General features: G+C 64.0%; 21 protein-coding genes. 4 read left to right on the top strand and 17 right to left on the bottom strand.

Annotation, left to right across the window (positions count from 1 at the left end):
• Window positions 1-52: 52 nt before the first annotated feature.
• From AC1DS3_RS03335 to AC1DS3_RS03300, 8 genes are all read right to left on the bottom strand, one after another.
• Window positions 53-1330 carry a YeaH/YhbH family protein gene (locus tag AC1DS3_RS03335; protein ID WP_459374817.1) on the bottom strand — a complete coding sequence of 426 codons (1278 nt, stop codon included), beginning with the start codon at window positions 1328-1330 and terminating at the stop codon, window positions 53-55.
• Window positions 1331-1367: 37 nt separating this feature from the next.
• Window positions 1368-3290: a PrkA family serine protein kinase gene (locus tag AC1DS3_RS03330; RefSeq protein ID WP_477126686.1), complete on the bottom strand. Its 1923-nt coding sequence runs from the start codon at window positions 3288-3290 to the stop codon at window positions 1368-1370.
• 421 nt (window positions 3291-3711) lie between these two features.
• Window positions 3712-4899, bottom strand: a complete 1188-nt coding sequence (locus AC1DS3_RS03325) for an acyl-CoA dehydrogenase family protein (RefSeq protein WP_477126685.1) — start codon at window positions 4897-4899, stop codon at window positions 3712-3714.
• A 74-nt stretch (window positions 4900-4973) separates the two neighbouring features.
• Window positions 4974-5753: an enoyl-CoA hydratase/isomerase family protein gene (locus AC1DS3_RS03320; protein WP_477126684.1), complete on the bottom strand. Its 780-nt coding sequence runs from the start codon at window positions 5751-5753 to the stop codon at window positions 4974-4976.
• Between the two features lie 60 nt (window positions 5754-5813).
• Entirely contained in the window at window positions 5814-6800 is a 987-nt protein-coding gene (locus tag AC1DS3_RS03315; RefSeq protein ID WP_441639856.1) for a Bug family tripartite tricarboxylate transporter substrate binding protein, read from the bottom strand.
• A gap of 57 nt (window positions 6801-6857) precedes the next feature.
• On the bottom strand, window positions 6858-8600 hold the full coding sequence (locus AC1DS3_RS03310) for a long-chain fatty acid--CoA ligase (RefSeq protein ID WP_441639857.1): 1743 nt from the start codon (window positions 8598-8600) through the stop codon (window positions 6858-6860).
• 60 nt (window positions 8601-8660) lie between these two features.
• Entirely contained in the window at window positions 8661-9653 is a 993-nt protein-coding gene (locus tag AC1DS3_RS03305) for a Bug family tripartite tricarboxylate transporter substrate binding protein (RefSeq protein ID WP_441639858.1), read from the bottom strand.
• Between the two features lie 64 nt (window positions 9654-9717).
• A complete protein-coding gene (locus AC1DS3_RS03300) occupies window positions 9718-10722 on the bottom strand; it encodes a tripartite tricarboxylate transporter substrate binding protein (protein ID WP_441639859.1) in 1005 nt (334 codons plus the stop codon).
• A 335-nt stretch (window positions 10723-11057) separates the two neighbouring features.
• On the opposite strand from AC1DS3_RS03300, the gene AC1DS3_RS03295 reads away from it, so the two are divergent.
• Entirely contained in the window at window positions 11058-12236 is a 1179-nt protein-coding gene (locus AC1DS3_RS03295; RefSeq protein WP_441639860.1) for an AraC family transcriptional regulator, read from the top strand.
• Between the two features lie 139 nt (window positions 12237-12375).
• Here AC1DS3_RS03295 and AC1DS3_RS03290 read toward each other — a convergent pair whose 3' ends face one another.
• From AC1DS3_RS03290 to AC1DS3_RS03260, 7 genes are all read right to left on the bottom strand, one after another.
• A complete protein-coding gene (locus AC1DS3_RS03290) occupies window positions 12376-12810 on the bottom strand; it encodes a universal stress protein (protein ID WP_174423784.1) in 435 nt (144 codons plus the stop codon).
• A gap of 36 nt (window positions 12811-12846) precedes the next feature.
• Window positions 12847-13065 carry an HP1242/YdcH family protein gene (locus AC1DS3_RS03285; protein WP_441639861.1) on the bottom strand — a complete coding sequence of 73 codons (219 nt, stop codon included), beginning with the start codon at window positions 13063-13065 and terminating at the stop codon, window positions 12847-12849.
• A gap of 161 nt (window positions 13066-13226) precedes the next feature.
• Window positions 13227-14471 carry a CaiB/BaiF CoA transferase family protein gene (locus AC1DS3_RS03280; protein WP_477126683.1) on the bottom strand — a complete coding sequence of 415 codons (1245 nt, stop codon included), beginning with the start codon at window positions 14469-14471 and terminating at the stop codon, window positions 13227-13229.
• Entirely contained in the window at window positions 14468-15331 is an 864-nt protein-coding gene (locus tag AC1DS3_RS03275; protein WP_441639863.1) for a MaoC/PaaZ C-terminal domain-containing protein, read from the bottom strand. Before AC1DS3_RS03275 ends, AC1DS3_RS03280 begins: the two co-directional genes overlap by 4 nt.
• Window positions 15332-15335: 4 nt before the next feature.
• A complete protein-coding gene (locus tag AC1DS3_RS03270; protein ID WP_441639885.1) occupies window positions 15336-16250 on the bottom strand; it encodes an SDR family NAD(P)-dependent oxidoreductase in 915 nt (304 codons plus the stop codon).
• 86 nt (window positions 16251-16336) lie between these two features.
• Window positions 16337-17338, bottom strand: coding sequence for a tripartite tricarboxylate transporter substrate binding protein (locus AC1DS3_RS03265; RefSeq protein ID WP_441639864.1), 1002 nt, complete (start codon window positions 17336-17338; stop codon window positions 16337-16339).
• A gap of 58 nt (window positions 17339-17396) precedes the next feature.
• A complete protein-coding gene (locus AC1DS3_RS03260; RefSeq protein WP_477126682.1) occupies window positions 17397-18389 on the bottom strand; it encodes a Bug family tripartite tricarboxylate transporter substrate binding protein in 993 nt (330 codons plus the stop codon).
• Between the two features lie 208 nt (window positions 18390-18597).
• Here AC1DS3_RS03260 and AC1DS3_RS03255 point away from each other — a divergent pair, with 208 nt between their 5' ends.
• On the top strand, window positions 18598-19500 hold the full coding sequence (locus tag AC1DS3_RS03255) for a LysR family transcriptional regulator (RefSeq protein ID WP_477126681.1): 903 nt from the start codon (window positions 18598-18600) through the stop codon (window positions 19498-19500).
• A gap of 166 nt (window positions 19501-19666) precedes the next feature.
• Here AC1DS3_RS03255 and AC1DS3_RS03250 read toward each other — a convergent pair whose 3' ends face one another.
• On the bottom strand, window positions 19667-20995 hold the full coding sequence (locus AC1DS3_RS03250; RefSeq protein WP_477126680.1) for a TldD/PmbA family protein: 1329 nt from the start codon (window positions 20993-20995) through the stop codon (window positions 19667-19669).
• A complete protein-coding gene (locus AC1DS3_RS03245; protein ID WP_441639868.1) occupies window positions 20995-22428 on the bottom strand; it encodes a TldD/PmbA family protein in 1434 nt (477 codons plus the stop codon). The genes AC1DS3_RS03250 and AC1DS3_RS03245 overlap by 1 nt, the downstream gene beginning before the upstream one ends.
• A gap of 511 nt (window positions 22429-22939) precedes the next feature.
• Between AC1DS3_RS03245 and AC1DS3_RS03240 the strand changes: the two genes are divergently transcribed.
• Window positions 22940-23866 (top strand): hypothetical protein, encoded by a 927-nt coding sequence (locus AC1DS3_RS03240; RefSeq protein ID WP_477126679.1) that lies wholly within the window; start codon window positions 22940-22942, stop codon window positions 23864-23866.
• A 15-nt stretch (window positions 23867-23881) separates the two neighbouring features.
• On the top strand, window positions 23882-24199 hold the full coding sequence (locus AC1DS3_RS03235) for a hypothetical protein (RefSeq protein WP_441639870.1): 318 nt from the start codon (window positions 23882-23884) through the stop codon (window positions 24197-24199).
• Window positions 24200-24669 lie beyond the last annotated feature (470 nt).

Below are 24669 nucleotides of genomic sequence, written 5' to 3'. Positions count from 1 at the left end.
CTCTACCGCCCTGCGGGAGAGGGGAAAACACCTGCCAAAAACCAGGGCGACCTCAGCGGCTGGATGGCCATGCCGCTTTTTTCTGGAACAGGTCATGCAGCACAGGGTAGATCTCGTCCGCCCCGATGATGCGCTGCATGGCGAAGTTCTCATGCCGGTCCTTGACCGCCAGATACTCTTCCCACAGGTTCTGCGGCTCCTCCGAAGCCACTTCCACATAGGCGTAGTACTGCACCAGCGGCAGGATGGACTCGCGCAGCAAGCGCCCGCACAACTCCGAATCACCCGCCCAGTTGTCGCCATCCGAGGCCTGGGCGCAATAGATGTTCCACTGGCTGGCGGGATAGCGGTCTTGAATTACCTCGACCATCAGCTTGAGCGCGCTCGATACGACCGTACCACCGGATTCGCGCGAATGGAAGAAATCTTCCTCGTTCACTTCCTTCGCCACCGTGTGATGACGAATGAACACCACGTCGATGCGATCGTAGTTGCGTTTGAGGAAGAGGTACAGGAGCATGAAAAAGCGCTTGGCGAGATCCTTGCGGCTCTCATCCATGGACCCGGACACATCCATCAGGCAGAACATCACCGCCTGTGCCTGCGGGCGCTTTTTCAGCACGCGGTTGTTGTAGCGCAGGTCGAGCTTTTCGATAAAGGGCACGCGCTCCACGCAGGCGCGCAGGTGACGCATCTCCTTCATCAGCTCCAGCGCCCGTGCCGAGTAAGGCCCGTCCTGCTCCAGYACCTCGCCATACTCCTGCTCCAGCAACGCGAGCTTTTTCTGGTAAGGACTGGACAAGGCAATGCGGCGCCCGAGCGAGCTTCGCATCGTGCGCAGGATGGACAGGTTGGACGGCGTGCCGTCGATCGAGAAGCCAGCCCGGACCTTGCGGACCTCGGCGATCTTGGCAAGGTGGCGCTTGGCCATGTCCGGCAGCGCCATGTCCTCGAAGAAGAAATTGAGGAAATCCTCGCGCGACAGGCTGAAGACGAAATCATCCTCGCCTTCACCCGAATCGCTCGCCTTGGAGCCGCCTCCACCCCCGCCTTGCTGCTGGCGGTCGAAGCTGTCCCCCCGGACAAATTTCTTGTTGCCCGGGTGGATCCACTCCCGCCGGCCGCCCTGGCCGTGGTGAAAAGCTGGCTCGGAGATGTCCTTGACCGGAATGGACACCTGCCCGCTTTGCTCGATGTCCATGATCTTCCGGCCGGACACCGCCTTCGCCACCGCCTGGCGTATCTGTTCGCGGTAGCGCTTGATGAAGCGTTGCTGGTTGACGGCACTCTTGTTGCCGCCGTTCTCGCGCCGATCGATGACCGTGGCCATATGCTTGCCCTCGCTTAGAGGCCTCGTTCAGGCGCCGTTACGATGATTTTCTTACGCGCAAATACCACTCCACAAGTAAGCGGACCTGCTTCGCGGTGTATCCCTTCTCAACCATGCGGTTGACGAAGTTCGCGTGCTTGTCCTGATCCTCGCGAGAGGATTTGGCGTTGAACGAGATCACGGGCAACAGATCTTCGGTGGTGGAGAACATGCGCTTCTCGATCACCATGCGCAACTTCTCGTAGCTGGTCCACGCGGGGTTCTTGCCCGCGTTGTTGGCCCGCGCGCGCARCACGAAGTTGACGATCTCGTTGCGGAAGTCCTTGGGGTTGGATATCCCAGCGGGCTTCTCGACTTTTTCAAGTTCGTCGTTCAACGCGTTGCGATCGAGAATCTCGCCGGTGTTCGGGTCGCGATATTCCTGGTCCTGGATCCATAGGTCGGCAAACACCACGTAGCGATCGAAGATGTTCTGGCCGTATTCGGAGTACGACTCCAGGTAAGCAGTCTGGATCTCCTTGCCGATGAACTCCACGAACGGTGCGGTCAGGTACTCCTTGATGTACGACCGTAGCTTGGCTTCCTGCTCCGGCGGGAACTGCTCGCGCTCGATCTGTTGCTCGAGCACATAGAGCAGGTGCACCGGATTGGCGGCCACCTCGGTATTGTCGAAGTTGAAGACCTTGGACAAGACCTTGAAGGCGAAACGCGTGGACAAGCCGTTCATGCCTTCGTCGATGCCAGCGTAGTCGCGATACTCCTGGTACGACTTGGCCTTGGGGTCGACATCCTTCAGGCTCTCGCCGTCATAGACGCGCATCTTGGAGAAGATGTTCGAATTCTCCGGCTCCTTGATGCGGGTGAGCACGGCGAACTGCCCCATCATCTTCAAGGTGTTGGGCGCGCAAGGCGCGGCCGACAGCGAACTGCTGCGCAACAGCTTGTCGTAGATCTTCACCTCCTCCGACACGCGCAGGCAGTACGGCACCTTGACGATGTRGATCCGGTCGAGGAAAGCCTCGTTGTTCTTGTCGGCCTTGAAGGTTGTCCACTCGGCTTCGTTCGAGTGCGCCAGGATGATGCCGTCGAAGGGGATCGCGCCGAAGCCCTCGGTACCCTTGTAGTTGCCTTCCTGGGTGGCGGTCAGCAGCGGGTGCAGCACCTTGATCGGCGCCTTGAACATTTCCACGAACTCAAGCAGCCCGCGGTTGGCCAGGCACAGCCCGCCGGAATACGAGTAAGCGTCCGGATCGTCCTGCGGGAAATCTTCCAGCTTCCTGATATCTACCTTGCCGACCAGCGAGGAGATGTCCTGGTTGTTTTCATCGCCCGGCTCCGTCTTGGAAATCGCGATCTGCGACAGCACCGACGGGCGCAGCTYGACCACGCGAAAGCGCGTGATGTCGCCGTTGAACTCATGCAGGCGCTTGACCGCCCACGGCGAGGCGATGGTGTTGAGATAGCGCACCGGGATGCCGTAGTCCTCTTCCAGGATCTTGCCGTCTTCCTCGGGCGAGAACAGCCCGAGCGGCGATTCATGGATAGGTGAACCCTTCAATGCGTAGATGGGAATCTGCTCCATCAACGCCTTGAGCTTTTCCGCGAGCGAGGACTTGCCCCCCCCCGGAGGCCCAAGCAGGTAAAGGATCTGCTTGCGCTCCTCGAGCCCTTGCGCGGCATGCTTGAAGAAGGCGACGATCTGCTCGATCGTGTCCTCCATGCCGTAGAACTCGCGGAAGGCCGGATAGACCCTGATGACCTTGTTGAAGAACAGGCGGGACAGCCGAGGATCGTGGTGGGTATCCACCAGTTCGGGCTGACCAATGGCGGCGAGCATGCGCTCGGATGCGGTTGCATAGGCGGAAGGATCCTTCTTGCAGATATCCAGGTACTCCTGGATGCTGTATTCCTCTTCCTTGCGACCTTCGAAGCGTGTGGCGTAGTGGCCGAAAATGTCCATACCTCACTCCCGTCAGAGACCCGTCCGAGGCGAAGGTAGATCTACTACAACTCAAGATTTCGCGGCAGCGCTTGCGGTTCCGCCACCCCGGCTTGGCGGTGCTGCCATGTTGCGAAATCTTTACTTAATCATAGTCAAATAACGGCGAGAGCTGAGAGTCGGTTGACGAACTTTGCAATGGCGCAACGAATCAGCTCGGCTCACCGTACTACCACTCCAGGCCCCACTCGCGACGGGCATTTGAACCATGTCTTGTGACACACATTACACCTTTCCGTTATTCCGTGCACACCTGCTTTTGTAACGAAACACGCGCTTTTCCCCTCGCAACCCGCGCTGGGCGGGGCTTTGCGGCCGGCCTACTTCCAACGCACTACGACGTTGGCATGAGAGGCTTGCCACATGGCCCCGCGCACACGCGTCACAGCGTGCGTGCCACCAGCTCCTTCATGATTTCGTTGGAGCCGCCATAAATCTTGCTGACCCGCGCGTTCGCATACATGCGCGCGATCGGGTACTCGAGCATATAGCCATACCCGCCATGCAGCTGCAGGCATTCGTCGATGATCTCGCAGTTCTTCTGCGAGCACCACCACTTGGCCATGGCCGCGGTGGGCGCATCGAGCTCGCCTTTCAGCAAGCGCACCATGCAATCATCGACGAAGGTAGCGGCGATGGTTGCCTCGGTCTTGCACTCCGCCAGCTTGAAGCGCGTGTTCTGCATATCGATCAGCGGTTTTCCAAACACCTGCCGTTCGCGCACGTAGTCGGTGGTGWGCTCGATCGCGCGCTGCATGCTCGCCACCGCACCAAGCGCGATGATCATGCGCTCCTGCGGCAGTTGCTGCATCAGCTGATAGAAGCCCTTGCCCTCCTCGTCGCCCAGCAGGTTCTCCACCGGCACGCACACGTCGTCGAAGAACAACTCGGCGGTGTCCTGGCCTTTCTGCCCAATTTTTTCCAGAATGCGGCCGCGCCTGAAGCCAGGCTGGTCCCGGGTCTCGACCATGATGAGCGAGACCCCTTTCGCGCCGGCATCGGGATCGGTCTTGGCTACCACGCAAACGAGGTCGGCGTGATAGCCATTGGTGATGAAGGTTTTTGCACCGTTGATGCGATAGATGTCTCCGTTCTGGGTCTTCTCGCGCACCGCTCGGGTGCGTACCGACTTGAGATCCGAGCCCGCGCCAGGCTCCGACATGGCGATGGCGGCCACCATGGCGCCTGAAGCCATCTGCGCAAGCCATTTGCGCTTCTGCGCCTCGGTACCGTAGTTGAGCAAGTAATGGGCCACGATGCCGCTGTGCACGCCATTGCCCARGCTGGTGGCGATGGCGCGTGCCATTTCGTTACAGATTACAGCCTCGTGGGCAAAGTTCCCGCCGCCGCCGCCGTACTCCTCGGGAATGCTGGCGCATAGCAGCCCAACCTCGCCGGCGCGGTTCCAGACTTCGCGGTCGATGTAGCCGCGCTCGGCCCAGCGCGCCTCGTTCGGCACCAGCTCGCGCTCCACGAAGCGGCGGACGGTGTCCTGGAACATGACCAGGTCTTCGCTCATCCAGGGCACCTTGCGGGCGGCCATCGCCATGTTCTTGTCGGAATTTCCCATGTTGTTCTCCTTGATGATTGCCGGTGTTGCGGGTGTTGCGCTGCAGCACCACGCAGTTGTTGCCATGTGGTTGTTCAGTCGGGCCAGCGATAGCGCGGCGGGTGCTTTTCCAGGAAGCGCGAGGCGGCCYCCTTGCGGTACTCGGTGGCGAAAGCGATACCCTGGCCGTCCGCCTCCATCTCCAGCATGCTGTGCAGGTCCTGGTTCAGCGAGGTATTGAGCGCCTTCTTGGTCAGCGCAACCGCTACCGGCGAGGCTTCGGTAAAGGCCGAGGCAAGCGCCAGCGCGCGCGCCTGCAGCGCCTCCGGCGCAACGATCTCCATCACGATGCCTTGCTCMAGCGCCGCTGCGGCGCTCAGTTCACGCATGGAGAACATCAGCGCCTTGGCGCGCTGCAGGCCGATCATGCGCGGCAGCGTGTAGAACACGCCGCAATCCGGGATCAGGCCCAGGCGCAKGAAAGGCAGGCCAAAGCGCGCGCGCGGCGTGGCCAGGATGATGTCGGCCACKAGAGCCAGGCTGAAGCCGGCGCCATAGGCCGCGCCGTCTACCGCCGCGATCACGGGACGGTCGAGGTGGATCAGGTCTTCCAGCCAGGGATGGATGGCCGCCAGGCGCTGGCGGCCCTGGTCAGCGCTGATTTCGCCCTGCATCGAGCTGATGTCGCCGCCGGAACAGAAATCCGTGCCCGCGCCGGTCAGGATCAGCGCGCGCACGCTGGTGTCCTGGCGCAACTGGTGCACGACCTCGCCGATCTCGCGGCKCATGGTGCCGTTCAGGGCGTTCTTGCGCTTCGGGAAGTCGAGCGTCAGGGTGGCAACCCCGTCGGCAACGGCGTAGCGAATGGTCTCCATGGCGAGCTCCTCTGGGTGGCCTCGGTGAATAAATGCTGTAGCAGTCATACGATCGGCGCCTCAGTCGAGCTGGATGTTGGCGTCGCGGACGATGCGCGCCCACTTGGGCGTGTCCGTCGCGATCACGGCGGCCAGTTCCTCCGGGGACGAGCCCACCGGCTGCAGCCCCATCGCCGCCAGCTTTTGCGAGATGTCCGGGAGCCGCACGATGCGGGCGATCTCGGTAGAGAGCCGGGTAACCACGTCGCGCGGCGTATTGGCGGGCAGGAACATCGAGAACCAGCCGCTCGGCTCAAACCCGGTGAAGCCGGCCTGCGCGAACGTCGGCACCGAGGGAATCGATTTGTAGCGCTGGGTGCCCGTGATGGCGAGGATCTTGAACTTGCCGCTATTTAGATAGCTGTTGGCCGAGGTCACGTCGACGAACGCCGAATCCACCTGCCCGCCCAGCACGTCGCTCATCAGCGGCGCGGCGCCTTTGTATGGAATGTGTGCAAGGTCCACGTGCGCCTGCATCTTGAGCAGCTCGCCATGCAAATGCGACGAGGTGCCGTTGCCGTAGGAGCCGTAGCTGAGCTTGCCGGCCTTGGCCAGGGCCACGAACTCGGCAAGCGTGCTGGCCGGCACCCGGTTGGGCACCACGAACAGGTCGGAGGACCTGGCCAGCAGTGAAACCGGCGCGAAATCGCGGGCCACGTCGTACGGAATGCGCTTGTACAGGCTGGGCGACTGGATCATGGCGGTGATGCCGAGCAGCATCGTGTAGCCGTCGGGCGGCGCCTTGGCCACGATGTCGTTGCCGAGCATGCCGCTGGCGCCGGGCTTGTTGTCAACCACCACCGGCTGGCCCCAGGCCTCGGTCAGGCGCTGGCCGATCATGCGCGCGATGGTATCGGTGCCGCCGCCGGCGGGATACGGCACCACCATGCGGATGGGCCGCGCCGGATAGGTGCCCTGCGCCTGCGCGGGCCACTGCCATCCGCCCAGCAACGCACCGCCGCCCAGCGCGGCCGCCTGGCCCAGCCAGTTTCGTCTCGATGTCTTCATGATGTCTCTCATCGTTCTCGTGGTTCTCGTGGTTCTCGTGGTTCTCGTTGCTCTGGCTCAGGCCACGCTGCCGGCGGCGGCCGGTTGATCCCCGCCTTGGTCCTGCTCCAGCTCCTGCAGCGCCCGCCACTGGATCTTGCCGGTGGCCGATTTGGGCAAGGCATCGACGAAGCTGACAATGCGCGGCACCTTGTACGCCGCCAGCCGCTCGCGGCACCACGCCATGATCTGCTCGGCGCTGGCCTCGGGCGTGCCGCGCGCGGCCGGCTTGAGCGCCACCACGGCCTTGACGGTCTCGCCGCGGCGCGCATCGCGCGCGGCGATCACGCAGGCTTCGTGGACGGCGGGATGCCCGTAGAGCAGGTTCTCCACCTCCGCCGGCCAGACCTTGAAGCCGGATGCGTTGATCATGCGTTTGAGCCGGTCGCGCATGAAGAAGTAGCCTTCCTCATCCATGAAGCCGAGGTCGCCGGTGCGCAGGAAGCGCTTGCCATCGATCTCGATGAACGATTCCGCGTCGGCCTGCGGGTTGCGCCAGTAGCCGCGCGTCACCTGCGCGCCATGGGTCACGATCTCGCCCAGTTCGCCCTGCGGCAGCTCGGCCAGCGTGTGCGGGTCGATCACGCGCGCGTCCACGCCGAACGTAGCGATGCCCAGGCATTCGCGCTTGGGCCGGTGGCGCGGATTGGACAGGAGGAAGGCGGCGGTCTCGGTCAGTCCGTACGCCTCCACGTAAGGCAGGCCAAAGCGCTCCTGCAGCATGGTGGCCACGGCGTCCGGCATGGCGGCCCCACCGCCGCCCAGGTAGGCAAGGCTGGAGAGGTTGCGCTCGCCGATGCCCGGCTGCGCGAAGAAATCCACCAGCATGGCGGGCGGCGCGCCCCAGGTGGAAACCTGGTAGCGCTCGATCAGGTCTGCTGCCAGCGCGCGATCCCAGCGCGGCAGCAGCACGATGGTGGCACCCAGGTAAAGCGGCGCGTGGATGCCGTTCTGCATGCCCAGCAGATGAAACATCGGCGCGACCGACAAGCACACGCTCTGCGGGCTGGCGCTGCGCCACAGCTGCGAGCCCACCGCCGCGCTCATCAGCGTGCCGTGCGTATGCATGCAGCCCTTGGGATGGCCCGTGGTGCCCGAGGTGTAGGCCAGCATGCACAGCGTGTCGTAGCCGGCTTCATGCGCGCGCGGGGCATGGCCGGCGGCATCGGCCTGTGTCCAGGTCGCCAGCGTGGCGCCCGCGGGCGCGCAGGCGGGCGGCGGGGCGCGCTCGTAAAGCCAGGCGGGCACGCCGCCTGTGCCGCCGGCCGCCTCGAGCATGTCCCCGTACTGATGCACGATGACATGCGCCAGCCTGGCGCCATGCAGGGGCGCGATCTGCGGATAAAGCTCCGCCGCGACAAAAGCCGCCACCGCGCCGCTGTCCGCGGCCACGTGTTCGAGCTCCCCGGTCAGCCACATCGGGTTGGCTGGCACGACCACCGCCTCGGCGCGCAGGATGGCGTAGTAGGCCACGATGAACTGCGGGCAGTTCTGGCTGAACAGCATMACGCGGTCGCCCGGCGCCACGCCGCAAGCCTGCTGCAAGTAGCCGGCCATGCGCTCGATCTGCGCGTGCAGGCTGGCGTAAGAGATGCCCGTGTGGAAATACTGGATCGCGGTCTTGTCCGGATAGCGCCGGGCGGCCACCTCGACGTTGTAGGCCAGGCTGGTGCGCGGCACGCACACCTCGGCGGGCATGCCTGGCGGCCAGTGGGGAGAACGGTAGGCCGGAGCGTGGGTAGCAGAAGCAGCTTGATTCATAAGAAACATAAAGTGGGAAAATTGCCGGCCACCACCGGCCTGGCGGGCATCGAGGCGGCGTTAGTCAAGACGGATGTTCCGGGTGCGGATGACCTTGCCCCAGCGCGCGTAATCGCTGCGCATGGTCTCGGCGAAGGCATCGGGCGTGCTGCCGGCAAGCACCACGCCCATGTCGTTCATGCGCGCGCGCACAGCTGGCATGGCCAGAACGCGGTTGACGTCCGAGGAGAACTTTTCTATCACCGGGCGCGGCGCGGCGGCCGGCAGCAACAGCCCGAACCAGCCCATCGAATCCATGCCCGCGATGCCAGACTCGCGAAAGGTCGGCACGTCTGGCAGTTGCGGCGCGCGCGCGGGGCCGGTCACCGCCAGCGCGCGCAGGCGGCCGGTTGCCGTGTGCGGGCGCGCGCCCATCACCGAGATGATCGCCGCGGGGATCTGCCCGCCGAGCAGGTCGTTCAGTTCCGGCGCCTCGCCCTTGTACGACACGTGGGTCATGTCCAGGCCCGCTGCCTCGTTGAACACCTCGCAGTAGAGATGGCCGCTTGAACCAGTGCCGTAGGAGCCATAGTTGAACTGCTTTGGCCTGGACTTCACCAGCGCGATGAACTCGGCCAGCGTTGTGGCGGGCACCGAGTTGTGCACCGCAAACACCAGGCTGGTGGTGCCAAGATTGGACACCGGGGCGAAATCGCGCACCGGGTCGAACGGCGCCTTGGCGTAGAGGCTGGGGGCCTGGACCAGCGTGGTGATGGTAAGCAGCGCGGTATGGCCGTCGGCATCGGCCTTGGCCACGGCGTCGGCGCCGATCATGCCGCTGGCGCCCGGGCGGTTTTCCACCACGATGGGGCGCTGCCACATCTTGCCGAGCGGCTCGGCAATGGCGCGTGCCAGCACATCGGTGGCGCCGCCCGCGGGGTAGGGCACCACCAGCCGCACGGGCTTGGCCGGGAAAGCGCCGGCACGCACCGGGCTCAGCCCCAGGCCCAGGCCGCCGGCGGCGAGGGCGCCGGCTCCGATCTGCTGCAATGCCTTGCGGCGCGTGTGCTGCATCGCTGCTCCTGAATCCGCCCCGAACGGGCAAGAGAGAAAGAGAGAGTTGGGAAATGCTGCAGGCTCAGTCGAGCCGGATATTGAGTTTGCGGATCACGCCGTTCCAGTAAGCCTGGTCGGCGCGCGCCACCTCGGCGAACTCCATCGGCCGGGTTCCTTTGACGATCACGCCAAGGTCGGTCATGCGCTGGCGGATATCGGGCGTGGCCAGGATGGCGTTCACGTCCGCCGACACCTTGTCCACGATCGGCCGGGGCGTGCCGGCCGGGGCAAACAGGCCGAACCAGCCAGGCCCGTCCAGGCCGCTGTAGCCCAGTTCCTGGAAGGTCGGCACCTCGGGCAGCATGGGCGCCCGGGTGTTGCCCACCACCGCCAGCGCGCGCAGGCGGCCGGTGCGCACATGCGGCTTGATCCCCATCACGGAGATGGTGCCCACCGACACCTGGCCGCCCAGCAGGTCGTTGAGCAGCGGCGCCTCGCCTTTGTAGGGGACATGGATCATGTCCAGCCCGGCGGCGCCGGTAAACACTTCCATATAGAGGTGCGCACCGCTGCCGGTACCGTAGGTGCCGTAGGAATATCCTTTCGGCTTGCCCTTCGCCATCTGCACCACCTCGGCGAGGCTGCCCGGCATGGACGAACTGGCGGCCAGCACCAGGTGCGAAGTCGCCAGCTCCGACAGCGCGACCAGGTCGCGCATCGGGTCGAAGGGCGGCTTTGCATACTGGCTGGGCAACTGCACCACGCTGGTCAGCGTGAGCAGCAAGGTGTAGCCATCGGCTGGCGCCTTGGCCACCGCATCGGCACCGATCATGCCGCTGGCGCCCGGGCGGTTTTCCACCACCACCGTGCGCTGCCACTGCTGGCCCAGCGGCGCGGCAATGGCGCGGGCGAGCACGTCGGTGGCGCCGCCCGCCGGATAAGGCACCACCAGCCGCACCGGCTTGGCGGGGTATCCGGTGGGCAGTGCGCCTTGCGCGAGCGCGCTGGCGATCCCGGAGATGCTGCCGCCAGCGGCCAACGAGGCCGCGCCAAGCCGTAACAGGGTCCTGCGACGTTCTATCTGCATCCTGCCTCCCCCCTCGTGAACCGCCATGCCGCGCCCTGCGGGTGCGCAGGCCGGCAAGGGATGAGATTGCGCGATGGTGCACTGCGTGGACAATGACCTTTCGGCCCAAAATGATTGGCCGAATCGTTCAGGGAAAAGCCTGCCTTTGGTAAATCCGGATTGTGCTGGGGCGCAGCATCGGGTCAACTGGCGCACATAGCCGGCACAGAACCGGCAGCGGTCCGGCGAGCCCGCCCGTTGCGCTGCAGTGCAGCGATGCAGCGGTGCACTGCAGCGAGATGCAGCCCAGGGTAGATCCGGAACAGGACCGGGGAGTCCGTTGAGACGAGGAGACCATGCAAATCGCCGCACTCAGGGCATCCGCACCGCCATCGATGACGGTGCCGCTCAGTTCCCTCCCGCCAGGCACACCGGGCGCAGCTGGCGCGCTAAGCGCGCGCCAGCAAGAGGCGCCGCGCGCCGACGCCGCCCAGCCGCCCACGCGCCACACCATTTCCGTGCTGCAGCTGCACCAGATCGTGCAAGGCGCACGCCGCCTTGGCTGCGACATCGACGCCCTGCTGCGCCGCGCCGCCATTTCGCCCGCGCTGCTGCAGTCGCCCAACGCGCGCGTGAGCGAGGGCCAGTTTGCCGCGCTGATGCGCTCGATGCGGCGCGTCACGCGCGACGAGTTCTGGGGCTTGCTCAGCCGGCCCGTGGCGCCGGGCGTGTTCGCCCAGGCCTGCCAGGCGTTGATCCACTGCGCCACGCTGGAAGACGCCATGCGCGCCGGGCTGAACCAGTATCGCCTGCACCTGGCCGATTTCGTGCCGCGGCTGCAACAGCGCGACGGCCGCGCCACCCTGCTCCTGCTGCCTCGCGCGCCCGCCACGGCGTGCCGCCAGTACGCGGAGTCCACCTTCGCCTTCCAGGCTTACGGGGTGGCCAACTGGCTGGTGGCGCAACGCATCCCCCTCGCCGGCGTCGACCTGGCCGCGCGCGCGCCGGAACCGGCGCGCGGGCCATCCCGGCTCACCGACACCGAACGGGTATTCAACACCCAGGTCCGCTATGGCCAGCCGCACACGGCCTTGCATTTCGACGCCAGCTGGCTGCGCTTGCCCGTAGTCCAGGACGCCAGCAGCCTGCAAGCCTTCCTGAACGACACGCCGCGCAACCTGCTCACCCGCTACCGCGATGACTCCTGCCTGGCCGAGCGCATCCGGCGCCACCTGCGCTGCCACCTCGATGACGAACTGCCCTCGCTGGAACAAATGGCCGAGACCCTGCGCCTGACGCCGCAAACCCTGCGCCGCCGCCTGCGCGACGAAGGGCGCGGCTACCAGAGCATCAAGGACAGCCTGCGCCGCGACGCGGCCATCGCCTTCCTGGAACACACGGACCTTGCACTGCAGCAGGTGGCCCTGCGCGTGGGGTTTTCAGAACCCAGCACGTTCCATCGCGCGTTCAAGAAATGGACGGGCGTGGCGCCGGGCGAATACCGGCAGCGGCAGATGATGGAGTCCGCGGCCTGAGTGCCTGGGCGCGGCAGATGAAGATGAAGATGAAGATCCCGTCGAGTCGCCGGCGAGCGCTCGGGTCGGCGGGATCCGTGTGACGCGGGGAGATTGCGCCGCTAGTGCGTCGCAACAAATCACAAATCCCCTGGCCGGCTCAGCGGAACACCAGCACCGGAATATCGCTATGCGTCAGCACCTTCTGGGTCTCGCTGCCGAGCAGCAGGCCGCTGATGCCACGCCGCCCATGCGACGCCATGAAGATCACGTCGCAGCCCAGTTCCTTCGCCATGCCGATGATGCCCCGATAGGGCGCGGACGCAATGGACGTGGCGCCCGAACACGGCACGCCGGCCAGTGCCGCGGCCGATTCCACCTTGGCCAGCTCCTCGCGCGCCGCGGCCTCGATGCGATGCTCGAAGACCGACTTCTTCTCATGGCCCGCGTCGCTGGACATCAGGAACGGATACTCCTCGAGGCACATATACGGGGTCAGCTTGGCGCCGGTCGTCCGCGCGAACTCGACGGCGGCCGGGAAAGCCTTTTGCGAGAGTTCCGATCCGTCGATGGGGAGCAGGATATGTTTGAACATGGGATGACCTTTCGATTGGCGGATTTGAAATGGGCTTCAGGAAGCCGAGACCTTGCGCAGGATGACGTAGAGCTGGTCCTTCAGGTGCAGCTTTTCCTTCTTGAGGATCTCGATGGCGGTGCCATCTGCGGGAACCTTTGCCGCCTCCATGTTCTTGATCTCATGGTCCAGTTCGTTGTGGCGGGTGAACAGCCGCGCAAAGTGGGCGTCCTGGGTCTTGAGGATGGATATCTGATCGCGGAATTCAGGAAACATGGGCCTCACCTTGGATGGGAGTTGGGACGCTGGGGAGTTCAGGGACATTGTGCCGTTAACCGGGCACGCGAGGCTTGATATGGATCATGTCCGGTGGGCTGGGAACCAGGGACGTAGCGGCCAGCGAATCCGGGAATGGCATCCGCTCGCCGCAACGGCACTCAAACCACGCCCTGGCCCCGCAACGCCGCAATCCTCTGCGCCGACATCCCCAGCACCTCGCCCAGCACCGCCTCGGTATGTTCCCCCAGCCGCGGCGGCGCCGCGTCATACCTGACCGGCGTAGCCGAAAGCCGCAACGGGCTCTTCACCGTGGGACAAACCCCGCCGTCGCTGCGCACCATATCCACCTGCAGTTCACGGTACCTGACCTGCGGATCCTCCAGCACCTGCGCATAGTCGTTGATCGGCCCGCAAGGAATCCCCTCGCGCTCCAGCGCTTGCACCCAATGCGCGGTCGTGCCAGTGCGCATATGGGATTCGAGCAGCGGCACCAGCACATCGCGATTGACGATGCGCCCGGTGCCGGTGGTGAAGCGTTCGTCCGTGGCAAGGTCCGGGCGCTCCACGCCCCGGCAGTACCCTTGCCATTGCCCGTCGTTGCCAGCGGCCACGATCATGTAGCCATCCGCCGTGGCAAACACGTGGTACGGCACCATGTTCGCATGCGCATTGCCGAAGCGCTGTGGCGTCTTTCCGGTGATCTTCTGCGCCAGGATTGGCGTCGCCCCGATCGCCACCACCGCATCGAGCAGCGCCATATCGATGCGCTGCCCCTCGCCGGTACGCTCGGCATGGCGCAGTGCCGCCAGCACGGCCACGGTGGCATACATGCCGGTGAGCATGTCGACCACGGCCACGCCGACCTTCTGCGGGYCGCCGCCGGGCAGGTCGTCACGCTCGCCGGTGATGCTCATCAGGCCGCCGATGCCCTGGAAGATGAAGTCGTAGCCGGGCTTGTGCGCGCTCGGGCCCTCCTGGCCGTAGCCGGTGATGGAGCAATAGACCAGCGCCGGGTTGATGGCCTTGAGGCTGTCATAGTCCAGGCCATAGCGCTTCAGGTCGCCGACCTTATAGTTCTCCAGTACGATCTGCGATTTTGCCGCCAGCTCGCGCACGATGGCCTGCCCTTGCGCGCTGGCGATATCCAGCGTGACCGAGCGCTTGCCGCGGTTGGCGCCGGCGTAGTAGCTCGCATCGCGCGAGGGCTTGCCGTCGCCGTCGGGCAGCCAGGGCGGGCCCCAGGAGCGGGTGTCGTCGCCCACGCCGGGGCGCTCGACCTTGATCACCTCGGCGCCGAGGTCGGCCAGGTTCTGGGCGCACCAGGGGCCGGCCAGGATGCGCGAGAGGTCCAGCACACGTACGCCGTCGAGCGCGCTCTTCATGGTTGTTGCCCTTGTTGTCATGCACGGAACTCCGCTACGCCGTTGCTGAGCACGGTGACGTCGCGCGCGGGCACGCGGGCGTCGAACAGCACGCGCCCACCGCCTTCGCGCCACATGCGCACTTCGAGGGTTTCGCCGGGAAATACCGGGCGGGAAAAACGCACATTGAGTTCGAGCAGCTGATCGCCGTCGCCGCTGGCGAAGGTATCGACCAGCGCGCGCGCCGCCACGCCATAGGTGCACAGGCCGTGCAGGATGGGCGCATCGAAGCCCGCCGCGCGCGCCACTTCCGGATCGGCATGCAACGGGTTGGGATCGGCATTGAGGCGGTACAACAACGCGGCCTGCGGCATGATCGCCTGGCTGCGAACCGCATCCGGCGCGCGGGCCGGCGCTGCCGGCAGTGCTTCGGGCGCGGTATCGCCCTGGCCAAAGCCGCCATCTGCGCGGCAGAAGGTGGTGTGGTTCACGGTGGCCAGTTCGGCGCCGGTGGCCGCATCCACCAGCGTGCGCTCCACGATCACGAGCGCGCCCTTGTCGGCCCCCTTGTCGATGACATGGGTCACCCGTGCACGCGCACGCACGGTGCCGGACACCGGCAGCGGACGGTGCAGGCGCAGGCGCTGCTCGCCGTGGACGATGCGCACCCAGTCGATGCCGCTCGCCGGGTCCTGCATCCAGAAGCCGGGATAGGCCAGCACCACGGCCTGCGTTGGAAAGGCCTTGAGCTGCGCTTCATAGACGTAGCGCAGCTGGCGCGGATCGGTGGGCTGCTCGCCCAGGCCAAGACCCAGCGCGTAGAGGATGGAATCCTTCTCGCCGTAGGTTTGCGTGACCTCCGGAAAGTCCCAGTTCTTGATGCGGTTGTAGTCGAGCGGCATAGCGTCAGATCGGGTCCCAGCTGATCACGTCGGGCGAGCGCTCGAGCTTGTAGAAGCTGTTGCGCATGGCGGGGATGGCGATCTCGGCAATGGATTCAGGGGTCCAGCCTTCGCTCATGTGGACCGAGCGCACCGGACGCGGCTGGCTCATCAGCATGATCTCGTTGGCGCGCACGGCAAAGATCTGCGCGTTGACTTCATGCGCGGCATCGCTGGCGAGGAAGGCGGCCATCGGCGCGACCTTGTTGGCTTCCATCTTTTGCAGCTTGGCGACGCGCGCCTTYTCYTCCGGGGTCTCGGAGGGGATCGAGCTGGTCATGCGGCTCCAGGCGAACGGCGCGATGCAGTTCGAGCGCACGTTAAAGCGAGCCATGTCCAGTGCGATCGACTTCGACAGCGCGGCAATGCCAAGCTTGGCGGCCGAGTAGTTGGCCTGGCCCAGGTTGCCGATCAGGCCGGAGGTGGAAGTCATGTGCACGTAGGCGCCGCTCTCCTGGTCCTTGAAGTGGTTGGCGGCGGCGCGGCTGACAAAGAACGTGCCGTTGAGGTGGACGTCGATCACCGAGCGCCATTCTTCCTCGTTCATCTTGAAGAACATGCGGTCGCGCAGGTTGCCGGCGTTGTTGACCACGGCATCGATGCGGCCGAAGTTGTCGATCGCGCATTGCACGATCGCGTTGGCGCCCTGCCAGCTCGATACGCTATCGGTGTTGGCTACCGCAATGCCGCCGGCGGCGACGATCTCATCGACTACGCGCTGCGCGGGGCCGGCATCGCCGCCTTCACCTGTGAGCGATACGCCGATGTCGTTGACCACCACCTTGGCGCCGGCCTTGGCCAGTTCCAGCGCTACGCCGCGCCCGATGCCACCACCCGCGCCAGTCACCAGCGCTACCTTGCCTGCCATCACTCCACTCATGTTCATACCCCTGTCTGCACCTTTGTTTGCTCGGCGGCCTGGCACGCGCCAGGCCGGGTTTTGGTTGATCTTTTCTGGTTGATCTCTTATTCCAGGCGTGCGCCCGAGTCCTTCACGACCTTGCTCCAGCGCGCGATCTCCGCATCGATATGCGCGCCCAGCGCCGCCGGCGTGGAACCCACCGGCTCATAGCCGTTGGCGGCCAGGTTCGCGCGCAGCTCGGGCTGGGTCAATACAGCCGCGATCTCCTTGCTGAGCCGCTCGACAATGGCGCTCGGCGTGCCGGCCGGCGCCAGCACCGCGTACCAGCCATTGATGTCGAAGCCGGGCACGCCGGCCTCGGACAGCGTGGGCACGTCCGGCGCCAGCGTGGCGCGCCTGGCGCTGGTCACGGCCAGCGCTTTGAGGCGGCCGCTGCGGATATGCGGCATCGAGGTGGAAATGCTGTCGAAGGTCAGTTGCACCTCGCCAGCCAGCATGGCGTTGACCACCTGCGCGCTGCCCTTGTACGGCACGTGGGTCATCTTGACGCCGGCCAGGCTGTCGAACAGCTCGCCGGCCAGGTGGCCCGTGTTGCCGTTGCCCGCGGAGGCAAACGTGAGCTGCCCCGGCGCGGCCTTGGCCGCGGCGATCAACTCAGGCACGGTCCTGGCCTTCAGCGAGGGGCTGCCGGCCAGAATCAGCGGCAGGTTGGCCACCAGCGATACCGGCGCGAAATCCTTGCGGGTGTCATACGGCAGCTTGGGATAGAGGCTGGCATTGATGGCATGCGCGGCCAGCACCAGGATCAGCGTGTTGCCGTCCGGCTTGGCACGCGCAAGTTGCTGCGAGGCGATGGTGCCGCCGGCGCCGGGCCGGTAGTCGAGCACCACGGGCTGGCCCAGCCGCTCTTGCAGCTTGGCCGCCACGGGGCGCGCCAGCAGGTCGGCGCTGCCACCCGGCGGATAGGGAATCAGCAACTGGATCGGCTTGTTGGGCCAGCTGTCGGCCAGCGCCGAAGCGCTCGCGCCCAGCAGCCCCACCGCGAGCGGGGCAATCAGCACGGCCTGTAGCCATGACCTGCGGTGGCGCGCTTTCATTGCTTCCATGCCTTCCCCTGTCGTTGCGTTGTGCTGTGGTGTTGCGTGCCATGCTTCGGGCTCGCCCTCATTGCTGTGGAATGCCGGTGTCCCTCACCACCTTGGCCCAGCGCACGCGCTCCGCGTCGATGAAGCTGGCGAAATGCGCGGACGTGTCGCCGCCCGGCACGCCGCCGAGATCGGCCAGGCGCGTTTTCACTTCGGGCTCGGCCAGGATGCCGGCCACTGTCTTTTGCAGGCGCGCGACCACCGCGGCCGGCGTGCCCGCCGGCGCCACCAGGMCGAACCACGCGGTCACCTGGAAGTCATCGAGGCCGGCTTCCTTCATGGTGGGCACATCGGGCAACTCCGCCACGCGCGTGGCGCTGGTCACCGCCAGCGCGCGCAGCTTGCCGGACTGGATATGCGGCAGCGAGCTGGGCAGGTTGTCCACCATCATCGTCACCTGCCCGGCAACCAGGTCGGCCACGGCCGGCGCGGCACCCTTGTACGGCACGTGGATGATGTCGATGCCGGTGCGCTTCTTGAACAGCTCGCCGGACAGGTGCACCGATTGCCCGGTCCCCGACGAGGCAAACGAGAGCTTGCCCGGCTGGGACTTGGCCAGCGCCACCAGTTCCGCCACGTTGCGGGCAGGCACCTTGGCGTTGACCACCAGCACATTGGGCACCGAGACCACCATGGTGATCGGCGCGAAGTCCTCGGCACGGTAGGGAAGTTGCTTGTACAGGCCGTAGTTGATGGCATTGGGGCCGATATTGCCCATCATCAGCGTATAGCCGTCTGGCGCGGCCTGGCGCAGCGCCTGCACGCCGACGATGCCGGCCGCGCCGGCACGGTTTTCCACCACCACGGGCTGGCCCAGCAGCTCGGAGAGACGCTTGCCGACCAGCCGCGAAGCGATATCGGTGGTGCCTCCCGCCGCTGCGGGCACGATCAGGCGCACCGGCTTGTCCGGATAGTCGGCCGCGGCAGCGCCGCCCATGGTGGCCAAGGTGGCCACGCCCAGCATGGTGGCCACGCCCGCCAGCCTGCTTGCGCTGTAGCGCCGAACTGTCATGTGTCGTCTCCTGGGTGGCTGCGCGGCGGCCCGGTGGCCCGGCAGCCCGGGTTTTGTGCCGCCTTTGCACGAGGCAAGCCGGTAACCGCCCGCGCAATACGGACGAGCCTGCCTTTATGGTTCTCTTGCCACKCCGAATACGATAAATTGACGGCGGGGACATTGCTATTCACGATTGACAAAAGAGGCCTTTGGCCCAGCGAAACACATGCATTACGACCTGACCGACCTGCGCCTGTTCCTCAACGTCGGCGAAACCGAAAACCTGACCCGCGCCGCCGAGCGCAGCTTCCTTTCCCTGCCCGCCGCCAGCACCCGCATCAAGCAACTGGAAGAGGCCTTCCAGACCCAGTTGCTGATCCGCCAGGTCAAGGGCGTGCGCCTGACGCCCGCCGGCGACGCCCTCTTGCGCCATGCGCGCGAAGTGTTCCGCGAACTGGAGTGCCTGCACTCCGACCTGCGCCCTTATGCCAAAGGCGTCAAAGGCCGCGTGCGCCTGCTGGCCAACACTACCGCCACCAATTCCTTTCTCGCCACCGCGCTGTCGCGCTTCCTGGCGGAGAACCCGGATGTGGATGTCGAACTGGAAGAGCAACTCTCGCAGGCCATCGTCTCGGCCATCAGTGCCGGCGCCGCGGATCTTGGCATCGTCGCTGGCGAGGTCGCCACCAATGACCTGGAGGTCATGCAGCTCTGCAGCGACGAACTGATCGTGATCGCGCCGGTCAACCACCCGCTGCCGCAATTCACCAGCCTGCACTTTGCAGACCTGCTGGATACCTGCCGCTTCGTGGGCCTGAACCAGTTCAGCGCCATCCAGTCCTTCCTGGATCGCATCGCCAGCGGCATGGGCAAGCGCATCAGCCTGCGCATCCAGCTGGGCAGCTTCGACGCCGTGTGCCGGATGGTGGAAGCAGKCGCGGGCATTGCCATCGTGCCCAATAGCTGCGCGCGGCGTTATGCCAGCCGCAAGGTGCTGCGGTTTATTCCGCTTGAGGATGAATGGGCCAAGCGCGATCTGCGCCTGGTGCGCCGGCCAGGGCGGGAGTTGCCGCAGTTTGCGGAGACGTTGATTCAGTATTTGACGGATGCGGCGCGGGAACCGGTTTGAGCGGGGCTCCCGGCCGGCTTGCAGGTAGTCATTCCGCGGGCAAGTCCAGGACTTCGAGGAATTCCTGAGCCGGCGGCTTACGAGGCCATGGTGACTCAGCCCTTTTTGCGTTCGAGGATGCCGTTCAGGCAAAGCTGAGGAGCCTGTGCGCTAGCGCCTCACCCGCTCAGAGCGTCAACGTGAGTTTTCCAGTCAGCGCACCTGGCAACAGCGCCGAATCGGTCTGCCGCTCGCCATAAGTATTGCTCGACACCCGTAACTGCCGCTCGCTGGTCAGCGCCTCAAGGTGCTCGCCCAGGAAGCTGTAGATGCTGTCGTCAAAGCGCATCGTGCCAAGCGGCGCCTGAATGCGGCCATCTTCCACCCAGAACGTGGCGAAGCGCGTCATGCCGGTCATGCGGGCCGCCGGCGCATCGGACCAGTTGAGATACCAGAGGTTGCCGATATAGAGGCCCGTGCCGAGCGCCGCTAGCACGTCGTCCTGCGCGAGCTTGCCGGCCGCCATGGCAAGCGACTGCGGCGCCTCACCGGCACTGGCGGAATTGGCAGCGAGATCGTACTCGCGCGCGCTGCGTGGGTAGACCAGGCGGCCAGCTGGCCGCCCCGCTTGCACGAGCGTCACGTCGCTGCGTGGAATGCCTTCGGGGCCGAAGGCCGGAGCCAGTGTGCCGCTTGCGCGTTCGTCCAGGTCGAGCAAGTGGCTAAGCCGGGCGCCGCCATCGTACAGCCGCTGCAGCGGGCTTTCCTTCTGCGCCAGCGCGCGGGCCGAGAAGCCGCCCCAGGAACACATGCCGAGCACTTCATCGAGGGCCGCGGGGGCCAGGTAGGCCCGGTAGGCGCCGGGCGGCAGCACGCGCTGCGGCTTGCCCAGGTGCTCCAGCTGCTGGCGCGCTTGTGCAAAGCGGCTGGCGAACTCGGCGGCGTCCCAGCGCGAGCCCGCGTAGTCGGCCTTCACGGCCTGGYCGTTTTCGTGGAACAGGCTCCAGTCGAAGTGGAAGCCTTGCGCGGCATGCCAGCCGAAAGCGCCGAAGCTGCTGGCGAAGCCACGGTAKAGCGGGCCGGCGGCGTAGATGCCGACCAGGTCGAGCCCATGCGCGGCCTCTTCGATCTGCGCGAGCACTTCGGCGGTGTCCGGCGGCGCGGCCGCATCGGCCAGCGTGCGCTGCCAGGGCTCGCGCTCCAGCATCAGGTAGGGGTCCGGCTGCAACTGGCCGATGGCCTCGCGCAACCGCAGCAAGCCGTCGGCGAGGCGCTGCCGATCGGTCGCGGGATCGCCCGACAGCGCGACGCCGATATTGGCGTGGCGCTCGTCGCGGATCAGCTGGAGCCGGGCCGTGGCCTGCCGCACTTGTCCAGCCTGGCGCACCCTCGCGCGGTTGAAGCGGATGAACTCCGACTCCTCCGCGCTGTACCACAGCGTGAAGGCCTCGCCCTCGCCCAGCGCCTTACGCACATCATCGGCCAGCGCCGCAAACAACGACTGCGCATCCGCCATCACGCGGCGCCTCCAAAGACTTCCACTTGCTTGAACACGCAGGCCGGCGAAGCATGGCCGACGCGCACCACTTGGTTGGGCTCGCCCTTGCCGCAGTACGGCGTGCCGTGCACCTCGAAGGTACTGGCATCGCCAACCGCAGCCAGGCTGCGCCAGAAATTCGCGGAAACGCCGCGATAGTTCGGGTTCTTGACCACCCCCTTGAGCTCGCCGTCCTCGATCAGGCGCCCCCATTCGCAGCCGAACTGGAACTTGTTGCGCGCATCGTCGATGGACCACGAACGGTTGGACGACATCAGGATGCCGCGTTCAATGCCGCCGACCAGTTGCGCCATGGTGCGGTCGCCCGGCTCCAGGTTGAGGTTGGCCATGCGATCGATGGGCGGGCGGTTCCAGTTGCAGGCCCGGCTGTTTGCCACGCCCGGCAGCCCGCTGCGCCATTGCGACAGCGCGCCGCCCAGCGGGCGCAACAGCAGGCCATCCCGGATCAGGAATGCCTTCTGCGCGGGCTGGCCTTCGTCATCGTGGCCGTAGCTGGCCAGTTCCTCGGGGATGCCCGGGTCGAAGCTGATATTGAGCAGGTCCGAGCCGTACTGGTAGCGGCCGAAATCCTCCAGCCCGATAAAGCTGGTGCCCGCGTAATTGCGCTCGTCGCCGAGGATGCGATCCAGTTCCAGCGGATGGCCGATGGATTCGTGGATCTGCAGCATCATCTGGTCCGGCATCAGCAGCAGGTCGGTAGGGCCGCTCGGCGCGTTTGGCGCCAGCAGCAACTGCAAGGCTTCGTCCGCCACCCGCGATGCGGCGCCGGCAAAGCCGAGCCGCGCGATGACCTCCGCCCCGCCCTGCTGGCCGCTGCCGAAGCCGCCGAAGCTGCGGGTCTGGCTGTCGCTGCCGTCGAAGGCGGTCACGCTGATGCCGGGATAGACGAAGCGCAGCGCCTGCCATTGCTCGGCGCCTGCGCTATTCAGGTAGAGCTGCTCGTGGCGCTGGTGATCGAGATAAACCAGCCAGTTCACCAGCCGCGGATCGGCGGGCACGCTGGCGGATACCGCCGCCAGCAGGGCGAAGCGCTCGGCCAGCCCGGGGAACGCGCCATGCAGGCCAGGGGATTCGTAGCGGGCCTGGCCTTGCGGCGGCTCCAGCCCACGCAGGTCGACCAGGCCCCGCCCGGCGATCCGCCGGGCGAGTGCTTCGGCGCTGTCGAGCGCGCGCTGCAATCCGGCCACGCTGAGATCGCTGGTGGCGGCGTAGGCCTCCACGCCATCCACGCGCACGCTGAGCATGGCGCCCATGTCCTGCATGAAGGATGGCGGCTCGGCGATGCCGCGCCGCATTATGCAGTGCTCGCCGGTCTGGCGGACGAGACGCAACGAGTGAAACCCGGCGCGGGTGGTGAGCGCTGCGAAGTGCTGTCTGGCGCGTTCGAACAAAGGGGGCTCCTGCCACGGTTGCGGACGAGTCAACCTGACGCGGTTGCGTTCACACGCAAGCAGCAATGACCCATGAACTGTAAATCTTACTACCTTTGCACTTTATCGATGCCAGCAGCAGCTTCTCGAACGCTCTTCGGAAGCCGCCAGCCACGGTAGATCCGAGCCAGACAATGTCCGATCGCGATGCAGAAAATTCCCAACCGCATTCAGAAATATCTGGTTTTTCCGCTCCGGCAACTTTTAATGGACAAGGAGTGATAGAGTTTCACCGCCGTTACTCGCGATTTAGCTCGAATAGCGATCAAATATGCGACTGATTTACGGATTGATCCGCTCAGCTTCGCACTAGAACTCCCGGTAGAGTTCAGACTCGTCGGAAAATAATTATTGCAAGTTAAAAGTAACACCTATCGTATTCCATTAGGTGTTGGCGGAGCTTTTCCCTCGATTGGCTTCGCTTGTTGGCGAGGCACAGTAATAAATCAATCACAAAATAACATGGTGCGACATGCGTTGGATTGGTATTTTCATTTTTTTGTTAATTTATTCTGGCACCACAAAGGCAGACCTGCCTCTGAACATTGAGGGCTTACTAACAGATCGCGGTGAATTTAAGCTTGAGTTCGGTACGGCCTATGCAAATAACAACCGATCTGGAATCTCCGCTGGAGAGTTGATAACAATTCAGATTGGCCCGACACAGTTCATTAGTTTACCGACCAGCATTGGGGAAAGCCGGATTAATAGCGACATTATAATTCCGAATATAGGATTGCGCTACGGACTTTCAGCGGATGCTGAAGTGTATGGAAAGGCCACTTGGATAGCCGAATATTCTCGTTCACAGGGCGAAAGTGGCGAAGCATCAAATAGCTACAGTAATTTTAACGATGCATGGATCGGATTAAATTATCGATTTTTACGTGATGAAAAATTTCCCGCATTGTTGGGTTTCACAGAGCTCGCACTGGCGGAGAAGAATAATCATAGTGCAATCTACGGCAGATCACTATCTGTTGGGGCCACAGTCTATAGAGCCATAGACCCCGTGGTTCTTTCGCTAACCACCGCATTTCTTCATCRGGGAAGGCGAGACATCGGCGGAAACTCGACGATTCCAGGCAGCATATTCATCATCAACCCTCAAGTTTCGTTTGCGGTAAACGAGGCGGTCACGCTCAGTACGGGGTTGACTTGGCGCAGTCAGGCGGCAGAAAAAATAAATGGGATGCGCCAAGGCCAAAGAAATACCAGTTCAACTCTCAATCTCGGCCTTGCCTATCTATGGAACAAAAATACCATCCTTAACTTGACAAGTCGATCGGATGTCTCAGGCAAGGGTGGGACGGAGATCGGTTTGTCGGTACAGATCAAATTGGGGGATTTGTTTCCGGCGCGCCATGTAAAATCGGCGCAATCCTCTACCCCAAATTAATTGGTAGGAGTAGATATGTTGAAGAAGACAGTTATGGTTTTTGCATTGGCAGGGGCACTAGGAGCTGCAAGTACGGCTAACGCAGGCAGCTACGATATTCCACAAAAAAATATCGAAGTAAATCTCGTTTCCGCGTTCAAGCAGGTCGATCGTCCGATGCAAGTTGCTAGATTAACTGAACAGGAAATGCAAGACACGCAGGGCGCGTGGATTTGGGTGCCACTCTACTACGCGCCAGCCGTGGCGGGACACCTATGGGTTGCCTATCAAACTTCAGCTTACATGCCGATATATCACGCCGGCGTAGGTATTGGTAATTTTATCAGGAGGTGATTTTTCCAAAAAGGAGTTATAGTCCATAGAGGCCGATGGGAGGATCCACCCTCACATCGTTACTGGAGATAGTCTTGAATTTAATAAAAGATTTCATCAGGAGCATTAAGGACATGCGCGGTTGCGACGTAAACTCTGGCGCCTATCTTTTTAATCTTGTGCACTTGGCCGTCATTATTCCACTCATTATATTAATTTCCTTCTCTCTGATCAAAGAGTATTTCTTCAGTTAAATTTAACCCTACCACCAACAATTGGAGTATATTTTCATTGACATCGCCCTGATTTATTTTTTACGAGGGATTTAAAATTAGATCGCTGACTGCCTTGATAGCGCTTCTTCTTCCGCTTAATTCCATTGCGGACTTGATTATTCCCACACCAACACTTAAATCAAATACCCCCACAAGAAGCTGGAAATCACTGCGCGACGATGGCGTTGTTAAGCAGAAATACGACTACTCTTGCGG

The organism is Cupriavidus sp. 01L46, from assembly GCF_056399905.1.
Note: the sequence above shows the minus strand (reverse complement) of the source record. Positions and strands in the feature narration are given on the sequence as shown.